The following is a 20,101-nucleotide window of genomic DNA, read 5'->3' on the forward strand; positions in this document are numbered from 1 at the left end:
GTTACCGGATCACTCGCCCGAGCGATTCAGGCCACTCGGACGTGGGTTTCCGCCGCAACGCCTTCGCGAGAGTCCGAAAGGGACAAAAGCCCGTGTTGTAATCCGGCGATCGCGTTCGAGGAAGGTCACGATGAGACGCCGTTTCAGCTCCGCACTCGCCTTCGCGCTGTCACTCACGGTGATCGCGTCTCTGTTCACGTCCGCGCAGGCCGCGGAGCGCCAGCAGCTCGTGCCCGGCTACGGCTCGTACCCGCGGCTGATTCGCCTTGAGCATTCCCCGATCGGCCGTGGCCGCATCCTCGCGTCGCTGACCAGCGAAGACGCGAGCGGCAAATTCACGCCGATCATGGAGAGCACCGACGAGGGCCAGACCTTCCACAAGATCGGCGAGGTCCGCGACCGCGACGGCCGCCGCGGCATGTGCTGCGGAACGCTGTACGAACTGCCGCAGCGGGTCGGCAGGCTGCGCGCCGGCACCCTGCTGTGGGCAGCGAGTTACCGGCAGGACGCCGGTCCGCAGCGGCGGATCGGCATCAGGATCTGGTACAGCCGCGACGCCGGCCGTTCGTGGGCCTTCCTGTCCGAGGCCGCGCGCTCGCACAACCACGACGGCATCTGGGAGCCGGAGTTCGTCGTCGACGCGGGCGGCACGCTCTGGCTGCACTACGCCGACGAGACCGAGGCGCCGCAGTTCGCGCAGGTGATGAACCGGGTCGCTTCCACCGACGGGGTGAACTGGGGCACCAAGCAGCGCACGATGGCCATCCCGCCGCATCGAGTGCGGCCCGGGATGCCGATCATCCGCCGCCTCCCCGACGGCCGGTACTACCTGGCCTACGAGATCTGCAACTACCGCGACCGCTACTGCGACCCGTACTTCAAGATCTCCCCCGACGGCGCCAACTGGGGCGATCCCCTCGACCCCGGCACCCGTGTCACCACCGCCAGCGGCAACTACTTCCAGCACGCGCAGACGATCACGCTGTTCCCCGGCGGGCCGAACGGGGTGCGGCTGGTGATGGTCGGGCAGATCTACACCAACGCCGCCGGGGTCCCGCAGGCCAAGAACGGCCAGGTCCTGCTGGCCAACGACAACTTCGGCGCCGGGCACTGGTACGAACTGCCCGCGCCGGTGCATGTCGTCGGGATCCACAACAACTTCTGCCCCAACTACAGCTCGACGCTGCTGCCGGTCGACGGCGGCAAGAACGTGTTGCAGATCTCCACCGAGTACAACCTCGGCTGCAAGGCGTATTTCGCGAAGGGCCCGGCGTTCTGAGCCACCCGGTAGTGTGAGGTCCCGAGCGATCGGCTACGAAGCGGGGGCATCGCATGAAGGGCATCGTGCTGGCCGGGGGCAGTGGGACGCGTCTGCATCCCATCACCCAGGCGATCTCGAAACAGCTGCTACCGGTCTACGACAAACCGATGATCTACTACCCGATCTCGGTGCTGATGTTCGCCGGGATCCGCGAGATCCTGATCATCTCGACCCCCGTCGACCTGCCGCATTTCCGGCGCCTGCTCGGTGACGGCAGCCAGTTCGGGCTCAGTTTCAGCTACGCCGAGCAGGCCGCCCCGAACGGGCTGGCCGAGGCGTTCGTCATCGGCGCGGACTTCGTCGGCGACGACGACGTCGCGCTCGTGCTCGGTGACAACATCTTCTACGGCCAGGGGTTCTCCAGCAGGCTGCAGGCCGCGGCGACCGCGCTCGACGGCTGCGTGCTGTTCGGCTACCCGGTCAAGGACCCGCAGCGGTACGGCGTCGGCGAGATCGACGCCGACGGCAAGCTCCTCTCCATCGAGGAGAAGCCCGAGAAGCCGAAGTCGAACAAGGCCATCACCGGCCTGTACTTCTACGACAACCAGGTCGTCGAGATCGCCCGTGACCTCAAGCCCTCCCCGCGCGGCGAGCTGGAGATCACGGACGTCAACCTCACCTACCTGCGGCAGGACCGCGCGACCCTGATCGACCTCGGCCGCGGGTTCGCCTGGCTCGACACCGGAACGCACGACTCGCTGCTGGAGGCGGGCCAGTTCGTGCAGGTCCTCGAGCACCGGACGGGTGTCCGGATCGCCTGTCTCGAAGAAGTCGCGCTGCGCATGGGCTTCATCGACGCGGAGCAGTGCTTCGCGCTCGGGGCGAAGCTGGCGAAGTCCGGTTACGGCGAATATCTGATGAACGTCGCGCGCACCCAGGGTGCTACCGGCTGAACAGGTGTTCCCGCAGGGTGTCGCCGGTGTAATCGGTCCGGAAGACACCCCGTTCCTGAAGGTGCGGGACGACTTCGTCGACGAACGCGTCCAGCCCGCCCGGGGTCAGATGCGGCACCAGCACGAAGCCGTCGGCGGCGTCGCTCTGGACGTACTCGTCGATCGATTCCGCGATCTGCCGGGCGGTGCCGACGAACTGCTGGCGCGCGGTCACCTCGATGACCAGTTCGCGGATGGAGAGCTTCTTCTCCTCCGCGATCGCCCGCCATTTCGCGGCCACGGCCAGCGGATCCTTCTCGTGCCGGACCCGGCCCCAGGTCAGCGGCTCGGCGTCGGGGTCCGGGTCGATCTCGGGGAGCGGGCCGTCGGCGTCGTAGGCGGAGAGGTCGCGGCTCCAAACCTGTTCGAGGAACTGGATCGCGGTCGCCGGCCGCACCTGCTGATAGCGGATCTCGCGGGCCTGCTCGTGCGCGTCCTCCTCGGTGTCGCCGAGGACGAAGGTGGCGGCGGGCATGATCAGCAGCTCGCCGGGCTCGCGGCCGTAGGCGGGCAGCCGTCGCTTGACGTCGGCGAAGAACTCCTTGCCGCTCTCGAGTGAACCGTGTCGGCTGAAGATGACGTCGGCGGTCTTGGCGGCGAACTCCCTGCCCTCGTCGGAATCCCCTGCCTGGATGACGATCGGCTGGCCTTGCGGGGTCCTCGGGACGGTGAACTCGCCGCGGATGTCGAACTGCGGTCCATTGTGGACAAATCGCTCGATGCCGCGGGCGAAGACGCCGTTCTCCTTGTCCCCCACCACCGCGTCGGGCGCCCAGCTGTCCCAGAGTTCGCGCACGGTGGCGAGGAACTCCTCGGCGCGGCGGTAGCGGTCCTCGCGTTTCAGGAAGCCGCCGCGGCGGAAGTTCTGGCCCGTCCACGCGTCCGGCGAGGTCACGACGTTCCACGCGGCGCGGCCGCCGGAGAGGTGGTCGATGCTCGCGACCTGCCGCGCGACCTCGTACGGCTCGTTGAAGGTGGACGACAGCGTGCCCGCGAGACCGAGCCGGGTGGTGACCGCGGAGAGCGCCGCCAGCACGGTGGTGGTGTTCGGCCGCCCGACGACGTCCGAATCGAGGATCTTGCCCGCGTGTTCGCGCAGGCGCAGACCCTCGGCGAGGAACAGGAAGTCGAACTTGCCCCGCTCGGCCGTGCGAGCGAGATGTTCGAAGGACGAAAAGTCGATTTGGCTACCCGAACGCGGGTCACTCCACACGGTGGTGTTGTTGACGCCGGGGAAGTGCGCGGCGAGTTTGACCTGTTTGGGCATTTGTCACGCCTCCGCGTACTGGTTGGCGGCGACCCCGAGGCCGAGATGGTCGCGCAGGGTGGCGCCGGTGTAGGCCTGCCGGAACGCGCCCGCGGCCTGGAGCGCGGGCACGGTCTCGGCGGTGAAGAGCGCCAGGTCGTCGGGCAGGACCGCGGGCCTGAGGTGAAAACCGTCGAGGCTGTTGGACGCCGCGAGGCGGGGCAGCTCGGTGGCGAGGTCGGCGGGAGTGCCGGTGAAGCTCGGGCCGGGCGGGAAGGGCGCGTAGGCCTCCAGTGCCCGGCGGCGGTCGATGGCCGCCTGCTCGGTCTCGGCGAGCACGATCGACAGGCCGGCGAGGAGTTTCGCGTCCGAGAAGCGCTCGCGGGCGCCGCGGATCTCGTCGACCAGGACGACGTCGGCGCCGTGCGCGTACGGCGAGTCGCCGTACACCGCGACGACGGGGTGGCCCTGCGGCGGGCGCGGTGTGATCGAAGGTCCCTTGATGCTGAAGAAGCGGCCTTCGAAGTCGACGTAGTGCAGCTTCTCGCGGTCGATGAAGCGGCCGGTCGGCTCGTCGCGGATGATCGCGCCGTCCTCCCAGCTGTCCCAGAGGCGGGCGATGACGTCGACGACCTCGGCGTTCTCCGCTTCGGCGTCCACCTCGGACGGCAGGGTGCGCCTGCCGAAGTGCGCGACCTCGGCCTCGGTGCGCGAAGGCACCGCGAGGACGCCTGCGCGGCCGCGGCTCGCGAAGTCGAGCGAAGCGACGGCCGTCGAGATGTGGAACGGCTCGGTGTGCGTGGTGGTGACTGTGGGGACGAGGCCGATTCCGCTGGTCACGGGGGCGATCGCGGCGAAGGTGAGGAGTGCGTCGAGCCTGCCTCGGACGACTTCCTCGCCTCCGGGTTGGAGCGCGAGCGTGTCGTCGAGGGTGACGAAGTCGAGCGAAGCCGCTTCGGCGAGCTTCGCGTGGGCGAGGTAGTGGGCGGCGGTGAACAACGCGGACGGGCGGACGTCGGAGACCCGCCAGGCGGCCGGATGCTGCCCGGCCCCGTCGAGCGCGACCCCGAGGTGCAACTGCTGTGCGGAACCCATGCCCCGGGGAACTCGCGCACCCGGCCCTCGATTCCCGCTCCCACGGGGTGAGATCCCCGGCCCGACCTGCGTTTCGCGGGCTAATCGCGATCTGGAGGGGCCGCGTCGCGTTTAGCCCGCGAAACGCAGGTCGGGGCGCGGGCGGGAGCGGATCGCGTTTAGCCCGCGAAACGCGATCCGGGGGCCCACCTGCGTTTCGCGGGCTAAACGCGATCCGGGAGGTCAGTGGGGGTGGCGGGCCATGTCTTCCAGGCGCCGGATGCGTTCGGCCATGGGCGGATGGGTCGAGAAGAGCTTGGAGAGGCCTTCGCCCGGACGGAACGGGTTCGCGATCATCAGGTGCGACTGCGAGACCAGCTTCGGCTCCGGCACGAGCGGCGCCGCGCGTGTTCCCTGATCGAGTTTCCGCAGGGCGGACGCCAGCCCGAGCGGGTCACCGGTGAGTTCCGCGCCCGACGCGTCGGCCTGGAACTCCCGCGAGCGGCTCACCCCGAGTTTCACGACGGCGGCCGCGATCGGCCCGATCAGCACCAGCAGCAGCCCGACCAGCGGACTGTCGCCGTCCTCCCGATCCCCGCCGCCGAAGACGCTGGTGAACATCGCGATGTTGGCGATCACGCTGATCACGCTCGCCAGCGCGCCCGCGACGCACGAGATCAGGATGTCGCGGTTGTAGACATGGGACAGTTCGTGCCCGAGTACCGCCCGCAGTTCGCGTTCGTCGAGCAGGCCGAGGATGCCGGTGGTGCAGCACACCGCCGCGTGCCGTGGGCTGCGGCCGGTGGCGAAGGCGTTCGGGGCGACGGTGGGGCTGATGTAGAGCCGGGGCATCGGTTGCCGCGCCGTGGTCGCCAGCTCCCGCACGATCCGGTACATCGCCGGCTGCTCGGCCTCGGACACCGGCCGCGCGCGCATGGCCCGCAGCGCCAGCTTGTCGGAGTTGAAGTAGGCGTACGCGTTGACGCCGAGCGCCACCACCAGGCCGATGACCAGCGCGCCCCGCCCGAAGAAACCGCTGATCCCGACGATCAGCGCGGACAGCAGGCCGAGCAGGACGACGGTCTTCAGTCCGTTCTGGTGCTTGTGCACGGCGTCCTGCTCCTTTCTTTCTCAGGGTGGGGGTTACTCATCGGAAACAACGCGATCGGGGGACGCGAAGTTCCTTCGCGTGCTCGGATCGCGGGTTATCGTCGAAGCCCGGAACGATCATCGGGAGGCGCCTGTGCGAGGACCCGAGCTGAGCCGCCGAGCCCTGCTCACGCTGGCCGCGGCCGGTGCCTCCGCGGTCGCCTTCGCACCGGCGGCCAGAGCCGAGAAAGTCCTCCTCGTCGAGGTCGGGGGCGCCCCGGAAGCGGTCGCGGTGAATTCCGTCACCGGCTTCGCGTACGTTTCGGACCCGTCCACCGGCACGATCGTCGTCCTCGACTCGCGGTCCGGCACAGTCGGTGACGTGATCCCGGTCGGCGGCGAGCCCGCCGGGCTGGCCGTGGACGCGGTGACCAACCGGGTTTTCGTGGCGAATCCGCCCGCCGGGACGGTCCTCGTCTTGGACGGGCGGACCAACGACGTCGTGAGCGTGGTGCCCGCCGGTCCCGGCGCGTCCAGTGTCGACGTCGACGAGCAGGCGAACCGCATCTACGCGGTCAGTGATCTCACCGGGACACTCGCCGTCATCGACGGCGTGAGCTGCCGTCTGCTGAACCTGGTCCCCGGCCCGCCTCGAGGGCTTTCCTCCATAGCGGTCGACAGCGGGCGCAAGCTCGCCTACTGCACCAGCACGGCCACCGACTCGCTGGAGGTCTTCGACATCGGCGCGGGCGAGTTCACCGGCGGGATCGCGGTCGGCAAGGCGCCGACCGGTGTGGCCGTGCACGGCGCCACCGGCACGGTGTTCGTCGCGAATTCGGCTATCCACCATCTGTCCATCGTGGACACGGGCACCCGCAAGGAAAAGGCGACCGTGCTGCTGCGTTCGGAGTCTTCGGCGCTCGCGGTCCACGAAGGATCGAACACCGTTTACACCAACGGCGGTCCCAACGGCATCGCCAGGATCGACGGCAGGACGAGCCTGCTCACCGGCGACCTGTCACTCGGCGTGAACCCCGGCGCGGTCGCGATCGACCAGCGCACCAGGACCGTGTACGTGACGGATCCCTTACGCGGCAGGGTTTCCCTCATCAGGGACTTCTGACGCCGGAACGGGCATGATGGCGGGGTGAGCGAGTACGCATTGCGTGGCGGGCTGCAACCCGACGTCTCGGCGGTCACCGCCGTATTGACCCATCACGGTGTCGAAGGGCCGGACGGTCAGGCACCCGGCGAGGCGCTGGTCTTCGCCACTTCCGGCGGGATCGGGGCCGGCTACATCCTGTGGGACTTCGTGCACGAGACGACGTCAACGATCGTGTTCGGCTTCCGCGCGCGCTGGCAGTACCCGCGGGAATGGCTCAAGTCCACAGTGGACCGTCTTGGGCTCGCCATCGACATCCACACCACCGGAAGTAAACGTGCCGCCGCGAAACGGCTTTCCGCGAATCTCGAAGCGGGACGGCCGTCGATCGTCCTCCCCGACCGCGAATCACTCGGCTACTGGCGGCTGCCGCCGGAGATGTCCGGCGGTGGCGGCCACTTCGTCGTCGCGTACGGCGAAGAGGACGGCCGGGTGCTGGTCGACGACCGGAACCTCGCCCCGCTGACGGTCGACCGGAAGACGTTCGACGCCGCGCGGGGCCGGGTCGGCTCGTACAAGAACCTGCTCGCCACGATCGAGCCCGGCGAGGTCACCGACTGGCGGGCGGCCGTGCGCGGCGGGCTGACGGACTGCGCGCGGAACCTCTCGGAGCCGTCGAAGTCGTTCTCGCTCCCCGCCTGGGAGCGCTGGGCGAAGGCGATGACCGACGAACGCGACCCCAAGGGCTGGCCGCGCGCGTTCGGCGAGCGGCGCGGGCTCGTCGGGGCGCTGTTCACCGTGTGGGAGAGCGTCACGCCGGCGGGGATGGAGGGCGGGCATCTGCGTGGGCTGTTCGCCGACGCGCTCACCGAGGCCGCCGCCCTGCTCGAACTCCCCGCGCTGGCCGAACAGGCGTCGACCTGGCGCGGGATCGCCGAGCGCTGGGCGGAACTGGCCGAGACGGCCGTTCCGGCGTCGAACGCCGAATTCGCCTGGATGCGCGGGCTCGTCAGCGCGGTTTCCGCGGGTGTCCGCGAGGGCGACGCGGGGCAGGAAGCCGCCTCGGCCGCGGCCGAGGAGATGTGGAAACTGCGCACGCACTACAACGACGAAACCCCGTTCACCGACGTCGAAGCCCGTGAGCTCTTCAGTGCGATGGGCACCCGGCTCCGGGACATCCACACCGCCGAGACCGCCGCGATCCGCGAACTCTCCGAAGCCCTGATGGAGTGAACCGCGCCGGTGTCCGTTGCGCCGCGCGGCCGGAACACCACGCGATCGTTCAAGATCCACTTCGTGCACGCACATCCGCTGGGGACGACCAGTGCGCGTCCCGCTCCCGAGATCCACCTCCACCGCCATCGCCTGCGTGTCGCCGACCTGGACCATCTCGGCCACGTCGGGAATGTGCGGTTGCTCGACTATTTCCAGGAAGCCCAGGTCGCGATGCTCGACCCGCGGCGTGAGCACCTCTTCCAGGCCAAGGGACCGGCGTATCTCATCGCGAAGCACAACGTCAGCTACCTGCGCAGGCTGACCTTCCGCGACAGCCCGGTCGAGGTGGAGACCGTGGTCGGCCGGATCGGGACCTGCGACGTCGTGGTGAACAGCAGGCTGCGCGACGAGCGGGCCGTTTACGCGCGCTGCCGCACCATCTGGGTCGCGTGCGTCCTGCCCGAAGGCAGCACGCGAAGACTCGGCGACGAGGAACGCGAGCGGTTGACGCGGTTCAGCGGGGCGATCGACGAGCTTTCCTGAATCGGTTTTTAACCGTTTATGCTCCATTTCCCGCAACACCGGAAAACGGCTGGTCCGTTCAGCGGCTGATCATCCCGCTTTTCGGCCGGTACCTTCGGAAGACCTCTCCCCTGCAGAGCTCCCCGGAGGTATTTCATGCCACGGTCGAAGTCTGTCCGCTTTCTCGCGCCCTTGGTCGGCGCGATGCTACTGACGAGCGGGGTGGCCGTCGCCGCCCCGGCCGCCGAAGACCCCCAGTTCATCCGCCTGGCCAGCAGGACCTTCGATCCGCTGAGCCAGCGCACGGCCGCGAGCCAGGACTGGAAGGGCGCCTACCTGCTCCAGGTCCGGAGCGCGCTGACCGACGAACAGCGCGGGCGATTGCGTTCACTCGGCGTGCGGATCGGGACCTACATTCCCGATTTCGCCTATGTGGTCCGGCTGAAGCCGGAGAACCGCGAATCGGTCGCGAAATTGAATTTCGTCCGCTGGCTCGGCGAATACCGGGCGGACGACAAGGTGGAGATCTCGCTGGCCGCGACGGGCGGTTACCTCGTGACGCTGGTCGAATCGGACGCGCGGGATCAGCGCGTGGTCGCCGAGCGGATCCTGCGGCTCGGCGCGAGCATCGAGGCGATCTCGCAGAGCGGGCAGCACATCGTGGCGAAGCTCGGCCCCGGTCAAGCCGCCACCGTAGCGCAAGGGGCCGAGGTGCTCGCGGTCGGCGCGATCACCGCGCCCGAGACCGACATGGCCAACGCCAGGGAGAGCAGCGGCGCGAACTACATCGAGAGCGTCGGCGGGTACCGCGGCCAGGGCGTGCGCGGCGAGGTGATGGACGGCGGACTGCGCGTCACGCACCAGGAATTCAAGGCCCGGCCGACGGTGCTGCACGGGTCGAACTCCACCAGCACCAGCCACGGGACGTCCACGTACGGCCAGATCTTCGCGTCGGGGGTGAGCGCGCCGCAGCGGGGGCTGCTGCCCGAGGCGCAAGGGATCTTCGCCACCTACGACAAGCCGGACCGCTACGCCCACACCAAGGAACTGGTCGACCCGGCGGGCAAGTACCACGCCGTGTTCCAGAGCAACAGCTGGGGTGGCGGGCTGACCACGGCCTACAACTCGGTCTCCGCCGAGCTCGACAAGATCGTCTTCGATCACGACCTGCTGATCTGCCAGTCGCAGAGCAACGCGGGCACCCAGCAGTCGCGGCCGCAGGCCTGGTCGAAGAACGTGCTTTCGGTCGGCGGGCAGTACCACTACAACACGCTGGGCCGCACCGACGACAAGTGGAACGGCGGCGCGAGCATCGGCCCGGCCGCCGACGGCCGGATCAAACCGGAACTGTCGAACTACTACGACCGGATCGACACCACGTCGTCCGGCAGTGACACCTCGTACACGACGTCGTTCGGCGGCACGAGCGGCGCGACGCCGATCACCTGCGGAAACGCCGGGCTGCTGTTCCAGATGTGGGCCGACGGCGTGTTCGACGGCGGCCCCGGCAAGGGCCGCGACGTCTTCGCGAGCCGCCCGCATGCGGCGACCGCGAAGGCGCTGCTGATCAACGGGGCCGACCAGTTCGCGTTCAGCGGCACCTCGCACGACATGACCCGGACGCATCAGGGCTGGGGCACCGCGAACGTGCGGTACCTGCACGAACAGGCCAAGGCGAACGGGTGGAAGCTGCCGGTGCTGGTGAACGAGACCGACCTGCTGGGCACCGGGCAGTCGAAGAAGTACACGGTCGCGGTGAACGGGACGAAGCAGTTCAAGGCCACGCTGGCCTACACCGACCCGGCGGGCTCGCCGAGCGCGTCGGTCACCAGGGTCAACGACCTGACGCTGAAGGTCACCGCGCCGAACGGGACCGTCTACTACGGCAACAACGGGCTGAAGGCGGGCAACTTCTCGACCGCGGGCGGGTCGCCGAACACCGTCGACACGGTGGAGAACGTCATCCTCGAGAAGCCGGCCGCCGGCACGTGGACGGTGGAGGTCGTGGCGACCCAGGTGAACGCCGACGGGCACCCGGAGACGTCGGCGACCGATGCGGACTACGCGTTGGTGGTTTCTTGACGGTGTGACCGCCCGGATCGCGTTTAGCCCGCTAAACGCGAAGTGGCCGGTGTTGCGCGTGAAGGCCTCCTTCCCTCGGCTCAGCCGCGGGAAGGGGGCCTTCACGCGCGTCGGGGCCTGAGGCCTGGTAGGCGCGTTTAACCGGCGGAACGCGATCCGGGCGCCGGGGGGCGGTGAAGGGATGTCGCGAAAGCCACTTTCGGGACATCAGACGTCGCGAAAGTGGCTTTCGCGACGTCCGTGGGGGCCTGGCGGATCGCGTTTAGTCGGCTAAACGCGATCGCGGTCGGGAGACTGGGGCGGGGCGCGTTTAGTCGGCGGAACGCGATCGGGCCGGGTTGCCCGCGCCCGGATGGCGGAGACGTCTGCGCCGATGGCCGAGACGCCAGGTTTCGGTTGTGAGACGGAAGCGTGAGACCCCTGGAAGGCATGTAACGAGGCGACCCGAGGTGCCGACGTCTGGGATACGTGACGCGAGCCAAGGAGCCTCTCGATGACCACCTGCCGTCTCTGCGGCTCGGCCCATCTCGCCAGTGTCGTCGACCTCGGGGCGACGCCGCCGTGCGAACGATTCCTGACCGCGGAGCAGCTGCAGGAGCCGGAGCCGACCTACCCCCTGCACCTGCGGGTCTGCACGGAATGCTGGCTGGCCCAGATCCCGCCGCTGATCACCCCGGAAGAGACTTTCACCGAATACGCGTACTTCTCGTCGTATTCCGCCTCTTGGGTCGACCACGCCAAAACGTTCGTCGACGGCGCCGTCGAGCGGCTGGGGCTCGACGGGTCCTCGTTCGTCGTCGAGGTCGCCAGCAACGACGGTTATCTCCTCAAACACGTTGTGGCGCAGAAGATCCGTTGCCTCGGCGTGGAACCTTCGGTGAACGTGGGCCAAGCCGCGCGTGACGCCGGGGTGCCGACGAAGACCGCCTTCCTCGGTCCCGAAACCGGACGCGACGTCCGCGAGGAGCACGGTCCCGCCGACCTCGTCGTGGCGAACAACGTCTACGCGCACATCCCGGACATCATCGGTTTCACGCACGGGCTCCGCGCCCTGGTCGCCGATGACGGCTGGGTCAGCATCGAGGTCCAGCACCTGCTGACGCTGATCCAGGAGAACCAGTACGACACGATCTATCACGAGCACTTCCAGTACTACACGGTGGAATCCGCGCGCCGGGCCCTCGCGCGCGGCGGATTGTCCGTTGTGGACGTCGAGCTCCTGCCCACGCACGGCGGTTCGATCCGGCTGTGGGCGCGACCGGACGCCGTCGCCGGTGAGCCGAGCGAGCGGATGATGCGGGTCCTCGACGCCGAAAAGGCGGCCGGGCTGCACGAAATGTCCGGCTACACCGAGTTCTCCGAGCGGGTCACCAAGGTCCGGCTCGAGCTGAACAAGTTCCTCACCGACGCCGCGCTCGAAGGCAAGACCGTCGTCGGTTACGGCGCCCCGGGCAAGGGCAACACGCTGCTGAACCACTGCGGCATCCGCCCGGACGTGCTGCGGTACACCGTCGACCGCAACCCGTACAAGCACGGCCGGTTCACCCCCGGCACCCGGATCCCGATCCTGCCGCCGGAGCGCATCGAAGCGGACCGGCCCGATTACGTGCTCGTCCTTCCGTGGAACCTCCGGAAGGAGCTGACCGCCCAATTGTCCTTTGTGGACGAATGGGGCGGGAAACTGGTCTTCCCCATCCCGCACCTGGAAATCGTCGAGGTGAAGTCGTGAAGGTAGTCCTCTTCTGCGGCGGCTACGGCATGCGGATGCGCAACGGTGACGCGTCCGACGTGCCCAAGCCGATGGCCATGGTCGGCCCCAGACCCCTGATCTGGCACGTGATGCGGTACTACGCGCATTTCGGCCACACCGAGTTCATCCTCTGTCTCGGCTACGGCGCGCACCACATCAAGGAGTTCTTCCTCAATTACCAGGAGACCACCTCCAACGATTTCGTCCTGCGCCGCGGCAAGGCCGAACTGCTGTCCACCGACATCGCGGACTGGTCGATCACCTTCGTGCAGACCGGTCTCGAATCGGCCATCGGCGAACGGCTGCGCCGGGTGCGCCCATATCTCGAGGGCGACGAGATGTTCCTCGCCAACTACGCCGACGTCCTCACCGACGCCCCGTTGCCGGAGATGATCGAGCGGTTCACGGCATCCGACGCCGGCGCCTCGATGATGGTCGTGCCGCCGCAGTCGTCGTTCCACTGCGTCGAAATGGGCGAGGACGGCCGCATCGGCGCGCTGACCCCGGTCAGCCAGATGCCGCTGTGGGAGAACGGCGGGTACTTCGTGCTGCGCCAGGAGATCTTCGACCACATCCCCGAGGGCGGCGACCTGGTCGCCGACGGCTGCGGCGAGCTCGCCAAACAGGGCAAGCTGCTCGCGTACCCGTACCGCGGGTTCTGGAAGCCGACCGACACCGTCAAGGAGCGCGTCCAGCTGGACGAAGCGTACGCGCACGGAGACCGTCCGTGGGCACGCTGGGAACGCGAAGCGGCGAGCACGGCGTGATCGAGCTCGGCACCGGCGGCGTCCGGCGGATCGTCGCCCTCGGCGCGCATTGTGACGACATCGCCATCGGGGCGGGCGGCACGCTGCTGACGATCTGCGCCGTCAACCCGGGTATCCGGGTGGATGCCCTCGTCCTTTCCGGTGGCGGCACCGAGCGGGAGACCGAGGAGCGCGCGGCGCTCGCGGCCTTCTGCCCGGGCGCCGACGTCGAGGTCACCGTGCTCAAACTGCCCGACGGCCGGCTTCCCGCGCATTGGGAAGAGGCCAAGAACGGGCTGGAAGAGCTGCGCCGCCGCACCGATCCGGACCTCGTCCTTTCCCCGCGCACGGCGGACGCGCACCAGGACCACCGCGGCCTGGCGAAGCTGGTGCCGACGGTGTTCCGCACCCATCTCCAGCTGGAGTACGAGATCGTGAAATGGGACGGCGACCTCGGGAAACCCACCGCGTACGTGCCGCTTTCCCCCGAGCTCGCCGAAGAAAAGGTCCGGCTGCTGCAGGAGCATTACGCCTCCCAGCGGCACCGGCCCTGGTACGACCGGGAAGCCTTCCTCGGCCTCGCCCGCATTCGCGGCATCGAATGCGGGCAGCGCTATGCCGAGGCCTTCGACCTCAAGAAACTGACGCTCGACCTCACTCCGAAAGGCTGAAAGCCATGCGTGTGCTGCTGACCGGGCACAAGGGTTACCTGGGCACGGTGATGGCCCCGGTGCTGGCCGCCGCCGGTCACGAGGTCGTCGGCCTCGACTCCGGTCTCTTCGAGGCCTGTGTGCTGGGCCCGCAACCCGAAGACCCCAAGGGCCACGAAGTCGACCTTCGCGACGTCACCGCCGAGCACGTGACCGGCGTGGACGCGGTGATCCACCTCGCGGCGCTGTCCAACGACCCCCTCGGTTCGCTGGCGCCGGAGCTGACCTACGACATCAATCACCACGCTTCGGTGAAGCTCGCGAAGCTGGCGAAGGACGCCGGAGTGAAGCGGTTCCTCTACGCGTCGACGTGCTCGGTGTACGGCGCTTCGGGCGGCGACGACCTGGTCGACGAGGACGCGCCGCTGCGCCCGGTGACGCCGTACGCCGAGTCGAAGGTGCGGGTGGAGGACGACCTGAACGAACTCGCCGACGACGATTTCACCCCGGTGTACATGCGCAACGCGACCGCGTTCGGCTTCTCGCCGCGGCTGCGGTCGGACATCGTGCTCAACAACCTCACCGCGCACGCCCACGTCTCTGGCGAGATCCTGGTGATGTCGGACGGGACGCCGTGGCGTCCGCTGGTGCACGCGAAGGACATCGCGCGGGCCTTTTCCGAAGTGTTGGCAGCGCCCAGGGCCGCCGTGCACGGCAAGGCGTTCAACATCGGCACCGAACGCAACAACGTGACCGTGGCCGAGATCGCGCAGCAGGTCGTCGAGGCCGCGCCCAGCGCGACGCTGCGGATCACCGGCGAGTCCGCGGGCGACCCGCGCTCGTACCGCGTCGACTTCTCCCGGTTCCGCGAGGCCATCCCCGGTTTCGAATGCGACTGGTCGGTCAAGGACGGCGCGCTGGAGCTGATCTACGCCTACCGCACGCACGGTCTGACCGCGTACGACTTCAAGAACCGCTTCACCCGGCTGGCCACGCTCAACTCGCGGACCGCCGCGGGCGAGATCGACGAGACCTTGCGGCGACGGTGATGACGGACAAGCCCCTGGACACGGGCGCCGACCTGCGAAAGCTGGTCGAGCGCCTGTATCCGCTCTGCCGCAGCATCACCGGCGACGGCGTGCGCGCCACGCTGGAGATCCTCGGCGAGTACATCCCGCTCGACGTCCACGAGGTGCCGACCGGGACCCAGGTGCTCGACTGGACCGTTCCGCGGGAATGGAACATCCGCGACGCCTACGTGAAGGATCCGTCCGGCCGGAAGGTCGTCGACTTCCAGGCGTCGAACCTGCACGTCGTCGGCTACAGCGTGCCCGTCGACGAGAAGATGCCGCTGGCGGAGCTGCGCGAGCACCTCCACACCCTGCCGGACCGGCCTTCGTGGGTGCCGTACCGGACGAGCTACTACTCGCCGACGTGGGGTTTCTGCCTGGCGCAGGACACGCTCGACGCGTTGCCGGACGGCGAGTACGAGGTCCGGATCGAGTCCACTTTGGACGACGGGCACCTGACCTACGCCGAGCACGTGGTACCCGGCGAGGTCACCGACGAGGTGCTGGTGTCCTGCCACACCTGCCATCCGTCGCTGGCGAACGACAACGTCGCCGGTATCGCGGTCGCCGCCGCTCTCGCCCAACGGCTGGCCGAGGGGAAACCGCACCACACGTACCGGTTCCTGTTCATGCCGGGCACGATCGGCGCGATCACCTGGCTCGCGCGCAACACCGAACGGCTCGGCAAGGTCAAGGCCGGGATCGTGCTCGCCTGCGCGGGCGACCCGGGATCGTTGCACTACAAGCGAAGCCGCCGCGGGGACGCCGAGATCGACAAGGTGCTCGAACACGTCCTCGCCGGGAAGCCGCACGAGATCCTCGACTTCTCCCCGTACGGTTACGACGAGCGGCAGTTCTGCTCGCCGGGGTTCAACCTCGGCGTCGGCTCGCTGACCAGGACCCCGTACGCCGGCTATCCCGAGTACCACACGTCGGCGGACAACCTGGATTTCGTGTCCACCGAGGCGATGGAGGACACTCTCGCGACCTTGCGCGAGGCGTTCTCCGTGCTGGACCGGAACCGCCGCTACGTCAACCTGAGCCCCTACGGCGAGCCGCAGCTCGGCAAGCGCGGGCTCTACGACTCCCTCGGCGGCCGCAGTGACGCCAAGGCGGCCCAGATGGCGATGCTCTGGGTGCTCAACCTCTCGGACGGCGAGCACAGCCTGCTCGACGTCGCACAGCGATCCGGTCTCCCCTTCGATTCCGTCGTCGCCGCCGCTCACGCGCTGCAGGGCGCCGGATTGCTGAAGGAGTGACGCGGGTGACGAGCGGGAAACATCGGGCGACACTGGCCTCCGGGGCCGTGCGGGCCATGGCGGGCAGGCTCAGCTGGGGCCTCGGCGACCAGGCGGTTTCGAGTCTGACCAATTTCGCGGTCGGGCTGTTCGTCGCGCGTTCCCTCGGCACCTTCGCCTTCGGCATGTTCAGCCTGGCGTGGGTGACCTACGGCGTGGTGCTCAACATCTCGCGCGGCATGGCCACCGACCCGATGATGGTGCGTTTCTCCGCGGTGCCGGAGGAGTCCTGGCGCCGCGCGGTGTCGAGCGCGGCGGGGACGGCCATCGGGGTCGGCCTGGTGACCGGGCTGATCAGCGTGCTCGCCGGCTCCCTCGCGGTACAGCCGCTGGGCGGGGTGTTCATCGCGCTCGGCGCCGTGCTCCCCGGCCTGATGCTGCAGGACGCCTGGCGGTTCGCGCTGTTCGCGAAGGGCGACGGGAAGAAGGCGTTCGTCAACGACACGGTCTGGGGCGTGGCCCTGATCCCGGCGCTGGCGATCGCCTCGCATTTCGGCACCGTGGTCGCCTTCGTGCTCGCCTGGGGGCTGGCGGGCGCGGTGGCGGCGGTCTACGGGCTGTTCCAGACCGGCATCGTGCCGCGGCTCTCGGAGATGAAGGGCTGGCTCAAGGACCAGCGCGATCTGAGCGTGCGCTACCTGATCGAGAACGTCAGCAACGCCGGCTCGTCCCAGCTGCGGGCCTACGGGCTCGGCGCGATCGCGGGGATCACCGCGGTCGGTGCGGTCCGCGGCGCCGAACAGCTGCTCGGGCCGTTCCTCGCCCTCCTGATGGGGCTTTCGCTCACGACGGTGGCGGAGGGCGCCCGTGTCCTGCGGCACGCTCCGCACCGGCTGAAGCATTTCTGCGTGGTCCTCGGCGGCGGCCAGGCCGGGGCGGCCCTGCTGTGGGGGCTCGGCCTGTTGCTCCTGGTCCCCCACGACGTCGGCCGCTGGATCATGGGCTCGGTCTGGGACGCGGCGGAACCGCTGATCCTCCCGGTGACCCTGTCCGTCACCGCCGCGGGCTTCACCGCGGGCGCCGCCGCCGGGCTGCGGGCCCTCGGCGCCGCCAAACGCAGTCTCCGTGCCCAGCTGGTCGCGTCGGCGGGCTATGTGGTCTTCGGGATCTTCGGCGCCTACCTCGACGGCGCCGAAGGTGCCGCCTGGGGCTCGATGCTCTCGGTCTGGCTGGGCGCCGCGCTGTGGTGGTACCAGCTCCGTGTCGCGTATCGCGAGTACCGGCCGCCCGCGCCGGAACCGGCCGCGCTGCGCACGAACGACGAAGAGGTGGGAACGGTATGACCCAGGTTCCACGGCTCAGCATCGGTTTGCCCGTCTACAACGGCGAGGAGTTCCTGTCCGAATCACTCGACGCCCTGCTCGGCCAGAGCCACGAGGACTTCGAGCTGATCATCTCGGACAACGCTTCGACCGACGGCACCGAAGAGATCTGCCGCGACTACGCGAGCCGGGACACCCGGATCCGGTACCTGCGGCTGCCGAAGAACGTCGGCGCCTCCCCGAACCACAACCGTGTCCTCGACGAGGCGCGCGGCGAGCTGTTCAAATGGGCTTCCCATGACGACCTCTACGGCCGCGACCTGCTGAAACTGTGTATCGAGGCGCTCGACGAGCGGCCGGAGGTGATCGTCGCCCACAGCTGGCAGGCCATCATCGACGACCACGGCTCGGTGACCCACAAACTCGACTACCCGCTGGCCACGGACTCCCCGCACGCGCCGACACGGTTCCGCAGCCTGCTGTTCGAAACGGGCGGCGACGACTTCTACGGTGTGATGCGCACGAACGTGCTTCGCCGGGTGAAGCCGCTCGACAGCTATCACCACGCGGACCGCACCTACGTGGCCGAACTGAGCCTTCACGGCCCGTTCCACCAGGTCCCCGAGGTCCAGTACTTCCGCCGCGACCACCCCGGCCGCGCGGAACGGGCGAACCCCAGCATCCGCAAACGCTGTTCGAACCTCGATCCGCGGCGCGCCGACCCGGTGCGGAATCCGATGCCGCGGCTCATCGGCGAGTACGTCGGCGGCTTCGTCGGCGGCATCCGCCGGGCGCCGCTCTCCTCCGCGGACCGGCGCGAGTGTTACCGGCACCTCGCCTCCTGGCTCGCCGACCGCTCCCGCGGCCGCAACGAGGACCGGGCCGAGGACGGCGTCCCCGAACTCGAAATCGACCGGATGAACATCGACGCCGTCGTCCCTGGGCGGCAGAGGAGGACGTCGTGAGCTCTCGCCCCGGAGCGAGAACGCGAAGACACCCCAGAGTCGGCTTCTTCGGCCTTCTGGGGGCAGGGAACATCGGCAACGACGGATCACTCGAAGTCGTGCTCGCGTACGTGCGGGAACGACATCCGGACGCGGAGCTCAGCTGCCTCTGCTCCGGGCCGGAGCAGGTGGAGACACGCTACGGCGTCAAAGCGGAATCCCTGCTCTGGTACTACTCGCGCAACCGCGACGCGGGAGGGCTCCGCGCGGCGCTGCTGAAGGCCGTCGGCAAGGTCGCCGACACACTCAAGATCCTCTTCTGGACCCGGCGCTGCGACGTCGTGATCGTCCCCGGCGCCGGCGTCCTCGAAACCACGCTTCCCTTGCGCCCTTGGGGTTTCCCGTACGCGATGGCGTTGCTGGGGGTGTCGGGCAGGCTGTGGGGCACCAGGGTCGCGCTGCTGAACGTCGGGTCGAACGTCATCCGGCAGCGGACCACGCGGCGGCTGTACCGGATCGCCGCCCGCTCCGCGCATTACCGCTCCTTCCGCGACGAACTGTCCCGCGACGCCTGGGCCGAGATGGGGCTCGACACCGCGAAGGACGACGTCTATCCGGACCTGGCCTTCGCCCTGCCGATCCCCGCCGGACGGCCGTCGGACGTCGTCGGCGTCGGTGTCATGGAGTTCCACGGCGGCAACGACGACCGGCGCCACGGCGACGAGATCCATTCGTCCTATGTGGACGCGATGAAACGGTTCGTGCGCAGGCTGGTCGACGACGGGCGCGAGGTCCGGCTGCTCACCGGGGACGAGATCGACGATCCGGTGGTCGAGCGGATCTTCGCCGACCTGCGCGAACACCGGCCCGGCCTCGACCCGAACCGGGTGACCGCGGCGAAACTGCCCACGCTGGGCGACCTCCTCACCGAGATCGCCTCGCTCGGCGCCGTCGTCGGGACCCGCTACCACAACGTCCTGTGTTCGCTGAAACTCGCGAAACCGACGATCTCGATCAGTTATTCGCAGAAGATGGACAGCATCATGGCGAACATGGGACTGGCGGAGTACTGCCAGTCCGCCCGCGCCGTCGACGTCGACCTGCTCGTCCGGCAACTCGCCGAACTCGAGGCCGAACCCGAAGAGTTCTGGCAGCGTCTGCGCGATCGCAGCGCCGCCAAGCGGAAACTGCTGGAAAAGCAGTACGACGTCCTCGACGAGATCCTGTTCCGCACGGCCAAGGAGGTCCGATGAAGGCCGAGCCGGTCCCCGAAATCGAAGGCGCCTACCTCTTCACGCCGACCCCGTTCGCCGACGAGCGCGGATTCTTCAGCCGCACCTTCGACAGCGAGGTCGTCGCGTCGGTGGGCATCGACCCGGGCGGCTTCGCCCAGGACAGCATTTCGCGTTCACGCAAGGGTGTCGTCCGGGGGATGCACCTGCGCGGCGGACGCGGCGAGGCCAAACTGGTCCGGTGCTCCTCCGGCGCGATCTTCGACGTCATCGTGGACCTGCGGCCGGACTCCCCCACCTTCCGGGCCGTGAAAGGGTTCGAACTCTCCGGGGAGACCCAGGTCTCCCTGTACATCCCGGCGGGTTGCGCGCACGGTTTCCAGGCGCTCACCGACCCGGCGGACATCTCCTACCGCATCGACCGGCCGCACGATCCGGCCGAGGACATCGCGATCTCGTACGCCGATCCCGAACTGGCCATCCCGTGGCCGCTCCCGATCAGCGCGGTGTCCGAACGTGACGCACACGCTCCTCCTCTAGCCGCCGCACTGACGACCACGAGGTGA

Annotated in this window: 18 protein-coding genes; 15 read left to right on the forward strand and 3 right to left on the reverse strand. The window is 68.7% G+C overall.

Annotated features, from left to right (window positions below):
* Positions 1–130: 130 nt before the first annotated feature.
* Both ED92_RS03155 and rfbA read left to right on the forward strand, forming a co-directional pair.
* Positions 131–1,279, forward strand: a complete 1,149-nt coding sequence (locus tag ED92_RS03155; RefSeq protein ID WP_037332807.1) for a sialidase family protein — start codon at positions 131–133, stop codon at positions 1,277–1,279.
* 53 nt (positions 1,280–1,332) lie between these two features.
* Positions 1,333–2,214 (forward strand): glucose-1-phosphate thymidylyltransferase RfbA, encoded by an 882-nt coding sequence (gene rfbA, locus ED92_RS03160; protein WP_037332809.1) that lies wholly within the window; start codon positions 1,333–1,335, stop codon positions 2,212–2,214.
* On the opposite strand, the gene ED92_RS03165 is transcribed toward rfbA, so the two are convergent.
* The 3 genes from ED92_RS03165 to htpX form a co-directional block, all read right to left on the reverse strand.
* On the reverse strand, positions 2,204–3,520 hold the full coding sequence (locus tag ED92_RS03165; protein WP_037332811.1) for an NtaA/DmoA family FMN-dependent monooxygenase: 1,317 nt from the start codon (positions 3,518–3,520) through the stop codon (positions 2,204–2,206). The genes rfbA and ED92_RS03165 overlap by 11 nt on opposite strands.
* Before the next feature lie 3 nt (positions 3,521–3,523).
* Positions 3,524–4,594: an LLM class flavin-dependent oxidoreductase gene (locus ED92_RS03170; RefSeq protein WP_037332813.1), complete on the reverse strand. Its 1,071-nt coding sequence runs from the start codon at positions 4,592–4,594 to the stop codon at positions 3,524–3,526.
* A 222-nt stretch (positions 4,595–4,816) separates the two neighbouring features.
* Positions 4,817–5,683, reverse strand: a complete 867-nt coding sequence (gene htpX, locus ED92_RS03175) for a zinc metalloprotease HtpX (protein WP_037332815.1) — start codon at positions 5,681–5,683, stop codon at positions 4,817–4,819.
* Positions 5,684–5,816: 133 nt separating this feature from the next.
* Between htpX and ED92_RS03180 the strand changes: the two genes are divergently transcribed.
* From ED92_RS03180 to ED92_RS03240, 13 genes are all read left to right on the forward strand, one after another.
* Entirely contained in the window at positions 5,817–6,785 is a 969-nt protein-coding gene (locus tag ED92_RS03180; RefSeq protein ID WP_037332818.1) for a YncE family protein, read from the forward strand.
* A gap of 24 nt (positions 6,786–6,809) precedes the next feature.
* Complete coding sequence (locus tag ED92_RS03185) at positions 6,810–7,997, forward strand: BtrH N-terminal domain-containing protein (RefSeq protein WP_037332820.1); 1,188 nt, start codon at positions 6,810–6,812, stop codon at positions 7,995–7,997.
* A gap of 9 nt (positions 7,998–8,006) precedes the next feature.
* Positions 8,007–8,522 carry a thioesterase family protein gene (locus ED92_RS03190; RefSeq protein WP_051972694.1) on the forward strand — a complete coding sequence of 172 codons (516 nt, stop codon included), beginning with the start codon at positions 8,007–8,009 and terminating at the stop codon, positions 8,520–8,522.
* A 183-nt stretch (positions 8,523–8,705) separates the two neighbouring features.
* Positions 8,706–10,583: a S8 family serine peptidase gene (locus ED92_RS03195; RefSeq protein ID WP_235213184.1), complete on the forward strand. Its 1,878-nt coding sequence runs from the start codon at positions 8,706–8,708 to the stop codon at positions 10,581–10,583.
* Between the two features lie 493 nt (positions 10,584–11,076).
* A complete protein-coding gene (locus tag ED92_RS03200) occupies positions 11,077–12,312 on the forward strand; it encodes a class I SAM-dependent methyltransferase (RefSeq protein WP_037332824.1) in 1,236 nt (411 codons plus the stop codon).
* Positions 12,309–13,100, forward strand: a complete 792-nt coding sequence (locus ED92_RS03205; protein WP_037332825.1) for a sugar phosphate nucleotidyltransferase — start codon at positions 12,309–12,311, stop codon at positions 13,098–13,100. The genes ED92_RS03200 and ED92_RS03205 overlap by 4 nt, the downstream gene beginning before the upstream one ends.
* The gene (locus ED92_RS03210) at positions 13,097–13,750 is read left to right on the forward strand and encodes a PIG-L deacetylase family protein (RefSeq protein WP_037335903.1); all 654 of its coding nucleotides are present in this window, start codon (positions 13,097–13,099) and stop codon (positions 13,748–13,750) included. The genes ED92_RS03205 and ED92_RS03210 overlap by 4 nt, the downstream gene beginning before the upstream one ends.
* A 5-nt stretch (positions 13,751–13,755) precedes the next feature.
* Positions 13,756–14,778, forward strand: a complete 1,023-nt coding sequence (locus ED92_RS03215) for an NAD(P)-dependent oxidoreductase (protein WP_037332827.1) — start codon at positions 13,756–13,758, stop codon at positions 14,776–14,778.
* Positions 14,778–16,058, forward strand: coding sequence for a DUF4910 domain-containing protein (locus tag ED92_RS03220; protein WP_037332829.1), 1,281 nt, complete (start codon positions 14,778–14,780; stop codon positions 16,056–16,058). Before ED92_RS03215 ends, ED92_RS03220 begins: the two co-directional genes overlap by 1 nt.
* 56 nt (positions 16,059–16,114) lie before the next feature.
* Positions 16,115–17,380, forward strand: coding sequence for a hypothetical protein (locus tag ED92_RS03225; protein ID WP_081975736.1), 1,266 nt, complete (start codon positions 16,115–16,117; stop codon positions 17,378–17,380).
* Positions 17,377–18,324, forward strand: coding sequence for a glycosyltransferase family 2 protein (locus ED92_RS03230; protein ID WP_037332832.1), 948 nt, complete (start codon positions 17,377–17,379; stop codon positions 18,322–18,324). Before ED92_RS03225 ends, ED92_RS03230 begins: the two co-directional genes overlap by 4 nt.
* Positions 18,321–19,556 (forward strand): polysaccharide pyruvyl transferase family protein, encoded by a 1,236-nt coding sequence (locus ED92_RS03235; RefSeq protein WP_052120230.1) that lies wholly within the window; start codon positions 18,321–18,323, stop codon positions 19,554–19,556. Before ED92_RS03230 ends, ED92_RS03235 begins: the two co-directional genes overlap by 4 nt.
* Positions 19,553–20,101 (forward strand): dTDP-4-dehydrorhamnose 3,5-epimerase family protein, encoded by a 549-nt coding sequence (locus ED92_RS03240; RefSeq protein WP_037332834.1) that lies wholly within the window; start codon positions 19,553–19,555, stop codon positions 20,099–20,101. The genes ED92_RS03235 and ED92_RS03240 overlap by 4 nt, the downstream gene beginning before the upstream one ends.

Origin of the sequence: Amycolatopsis sp. MJM2582 (assembly GCF_000754115.1) — a bacterium.
GTDB lineage: Bacteria > Actinomycetota > Actinomycetes > Mycobacteriales > Pseudonocardiaceae > Amycolatopsis > Amycolatopsis japonica.

Coding starts and splice junctions, on each gene's coding strand:
- ED92_RS03155 (WP_037332807.1), top strand. CDS start 131: ATGAGACGCCGTTTCAGCTCCGCACTCGCCTTCGCGCTGTCACTCACG.
- rfbA (WP_037332809.1), top strand. CDS start 1,333: ATGAAGGGCATCGTGCTGGCCGGGGGCAGTGGGACGCGTCTGCATCCC.
- ED92_RS03165 (WP_037332811.1), bottom strand. CDS start 3,520: ATGCCCAAACAGGTCAAACTCGCCGCGCACTTCCCCGGCGTCAACAAC.
- ED92_RS03170 (WP_037332813.1), bottom strand. CDS start 4,594: ATGGGTTCCGCACAGCAGTTGCACCTCGGGGTCGCGCTCGACGGGGCC.
- ED92_RS03195 (WP_235213184.1), top strand. CDS start 8,706: ATGCTACTGACGAGCGGGGTGGCCGTCGCCGCCCCGGCCGCCGAAGAC.
- ED92_RS03200 (WP_037332824.1), top strand. CDS start 11,077: ATGACCACCTGCCGTCTCTGCGGCTCGGCCCATCTCGCCAGTGTCGTC.
- ED92_RS03215 (WP_037332827.1), top strand. CDS start 13,756: ATGCGTGTGCTGCTGACCGGGCACAAGGGTTACCTGGGCACGGTGATG.
- ED92_RS03220 (WP_037332829.1), top strand. CDS start 14,778: ATGACGGACAAGCCCCTGGACACGGGCGCCGACCTGCGAAAGCTGGTC.
- ED92_RS03225 (WP_081975736.1), top strand. CDS start 16,115: ATGGCGGGCAGGCTCAGCTGGGGCCTCGGCGACCAGGCGGTTTCGAGT.
- ED92_RS03230 (WP_037332832.1), top strand. CDS start 17,377: ATGACCCAGGTTCCACGGCTCAGCATCGGTTTGCCCGTCTACAACGGC.
- ED92_RS03240 (WP_037332834.1), top strand. CDS start 19,553: ATGAAGGCCGAGCCGGTCCCCGAAATCGAAGGCGCCTACCTCTTCACG.